4 protein-coding genes are annotated in these 2,493 nt (G+C 47.3%); 2 read left to right on the top strand and 2 right to left on the bottom strand.

The window, feature by feature from the left end:
• Positions 1–117: 117 nt before the first annotated feature.
• Both AACS18_RS00715 and AACS18_RS00710 read right to left on the bottom strand, forming a co-directional pair.
• Positions 118–447 carry a nuclease domain-containing protein gene (locus AACS18_RS00715; protein ID WP_108611988.1) on the bottom strand — a complete coding sequence of 110 codons (330 nt, stop codon included), beginning with the start codon at positions 445–447 and terminating at the stop codon, positions 118–120.
• Entirely contained in the window at positions 447–1,037 is a 591-nt protein-coding gene (locus AACS18_RS00710; RefSeq protein ID WP_108611987.1) for a DUF1367 family protein, read from the bottom strand. The genes AACS18_RS00715 and AACS18_RS00710 overlap by 1 nt, the downstream gene beginning before the upstream one ends.
• A gap of 520 nt (positions 1,038–1,557) precedes the next feature.
• On the opposite strand from AACS18_RS00710, the gene AACS18_RS00705 reads away from it, so the two are divergent.
• Positions 1,558–1,887 (top strand): hypothetical protein, encoded by a 330-nt coding sequence (locus AACS18_RS00705; protein ID WP_108611986.1) that lies wholly within the window; start codon positions 1,558–1,560, stop codon positions 1,885–1,887.
• Between the two features lie 70 nt (positions 1,888–1,957).
• A partial coding sequence (locus tag AACS18_RS00700; protein WP_181363234.1) for a hypothetical protein occupies positions 1,958–2,493 on the top strand: 536 nt, incomplete at its 3' end.

Genomic DNA, 2,493 nt, shown 5'->3' with positions numbered 1-2,493 from the left:
ACCGCTGATTGGCTCATGGAGAGCCCCCTTCGGTGAGAACAGTCGCAATGCCATTTCCAATGAGTAGGTCATGAGTTGGTCCTCGTGTGGTCTTAGTCCTGATTAAAAGCACATGGCTCATGCAGCGCCTTTGATGCTGATAAGCCCCCGCACAACCCAGCTGTGCAGCTGGCGGGTCAACGCGACATAGATCACCTCCTCTCGCTCCCCTGGCTCCCAGTCATAGGGAAGCCGGCCGTCGATAGCATCATGGCAGGCAGAGCATGCCTCAACCGCCACCAGGTCATCCCCCTTCAGAGCCATGCCATGTGGGGTACTCGGCAGGTGAGCCAGAACGGTAGTATCGGTGCCGCCAATACAGACACCGGGCAGTTGAAGCTTGCAGGCTTGGCCGCAGGCGCCATCACGAAGCGCCTGAGAACGGATCGGGCTCGTCTCAAATCTCATCAGGCAAACCCCATTAGTTGAGTCACGGCCTCCTCAGCCTCAGCTTCAGAGCAGAACTGCAAGCTGAGGACATAACGCCAGCAAACACCGAAGACTGCGCGATAGAGATCTGCAAATTCCTCCTGCCCCATCTTGGCGAAGCTAATGCTTTTGGCTTCCTTCCGTATGCCCCCATCCGGGAGTATCACGATGCTGTAATAGCCGGCCTCGACGGTGAGCCATTTACGCATCACCTCGAATGACTTCTCGGCCTGGGGGCCATGGCGCTCGACCCGGAGGCTGGCGAGTTGGTCTATGAACTCTTCTTTGGCTTGGTCCAGGGTGTGGGAAGCACCGAAGCGTGAGAGGTAACGAACAAAGCGATCCAATATCCTCTGCTCTGCTGGCGAGACTAAGCCGCCAGTTGGCTCCCAGTAGTCGAAGGTCAGATTGAGTAAGGCAAAGAAGCGACGGTGAAAGGCGGGGTTACGACGCCCCCTACCCTGTGCCTGGATAGTGGTACCAATAGGCATCAACCGAATAACTTCCGCATCTGCCGGGGTGGATGGAACCAAAACCCCGCCAGACATCCTCAGCAAGGTCAGATCCATATCACCTCCTGTGGCTTATAACCACGGGGGGCCTATTGGGAATGCAGGAATATCCACAGGAACAAACTGCGGATAGATCTCGGGTATGTAGCTTGGTCATGGTCTGGGTCCTGTTGGTCAAGCAAAGCCGGGTGGTCTAGGTCCAGCAGGACCATGCTACGCTCAAAGATCGAGCAAAGTCACGTAGCACTTGTATACCTATCATCTAGTGGGTAACAAAAAACGAACTAATGTGTCGCCAACATCATTTTTTGCAGCCCAAAAAATTGGTTTGTTGCTAGGCCTCAAACGTAAACACTGAATGTTGATTAAAATATTAATTTACATCTGTTTTTTGTTATACCCTCTTCACACGCATAACTTCACCGATATAAAATATGCTCACGCTAAATTAATGTGAAAACAATTAAATAAACAATCTGGATTAGTTGCAGGCCCTATTATTTTTTAGCATTTCATGAAGTAATATTTTTAAGCTATACCCTGTAATTCTATAAAGTATCATTCAAGGAGTCATATAATGTCACAGCGAGATATTGTCGTCTTGTTCTCTAAAGAGTTAAATCATTCATATGTGACTACAAACATAAAATATATGAATTTATCAAAGCAAGATATCATACGTAATTTTAATAATAAAAAGAACAGCAAAGGAGATGGTGGAAATTTAAACTTTGAAGATAGAAATGGTTTGATTTCTGTAAGAGATATAGTATTGGCTTACGACTTCAATATGGATGTTAGAAAAAACGCGGGGATTGACCACACACCTGAACTCCGCAAGGAAAAAAAGAGCGTCCAAATTGAATATTTAAAAAAAGGGTATAAATCAGCAAATGGTAAACGATAGGGGTTATTACTAGAGAACACCACCAAAAAACGTTGGAACGTGAAAAGGATTGAACATTAAAGGAATACAAATGGACTTTGATGATGGTTTTAATATCGTAAAGATAACAGCTAAATGTGCAAGCTATGTATCTGACAATGAGACTGTAAAAAACGTGTCAGAAAAAATCTCCAAAAATTCTAGAGGCATAAAAACTGTAGCAAAGGCAGGAACTGTTGGTGCGGCAGTTACTGGTGCATCAGGAGCCAGCATAATGAGCACTCTCGCCAGTGCTGGCGCGGTAGTTGGTGGAGGTGTAGTAGCTGGGGTCGGAATTGTAGCAGGTTCAGCCGGCGTTGGTGCTGCTAGCGTATTGAATGATACCGTTTTTGATGAAAGCGAAGAGGCACAGATAGGTACATATACCGGTGCAGCAGTTGGTACTGCTAGCTCACTGGGTGCTTTAGCTATTGCGGGCGCTGGGCCAACTGGTCTTGCGACAATCGGCAGTCTAGTAGGTGGGGGAATGGCTGCAGGAGCTGTTGGCCTTATAGCTGCACCGATAGTGGGAGCTGTATTAGTTGGTACTGCGACATATTTTCTATTTAAAAAGGATGAGACCGAAGC

It is taken from the genome of Aeromonas sp. HMWF015 (assembly GCF_963878965.1).
Classification (GTDB): domain Bacteria; phylum Pseudomonadota; class Gammaproteobacteria; order Enterobacterales; family Aeromonadaceae; genus Aeromonas; species Aeromonas veronii.
The sequence above is the reverse complement of the archived record's forward strand: the minus strand, read 5'-3'. Positions and strand labels throughout refer to the sequence as shown.

Bases quoted from the DNA above. Each gene is read 5' to 3' on its own strand.
- AACS18_RS00715 (WP_108611988.1), bottom strand. From the start codon at position 447: ATGAGATTTGAGACGAGCCCGATCCGTTCTCAGGCGCTTCGTGATGGC.
- AACS18_RS00710 (WP_108611987.1), bottom strand. From the start codon at position 1,037: ATGGATCTGACCTTGCTGAGGATGTCTGGCGGGGTTTTGGTTCCATCC.
- AACS18_RS00705 (WP_108611986.1), top strand. From the start codon at position 1,558: ATGTCACAGCGAGATATTGTCGTCTTGTTCTCTAAAGAGTTAAATCAT.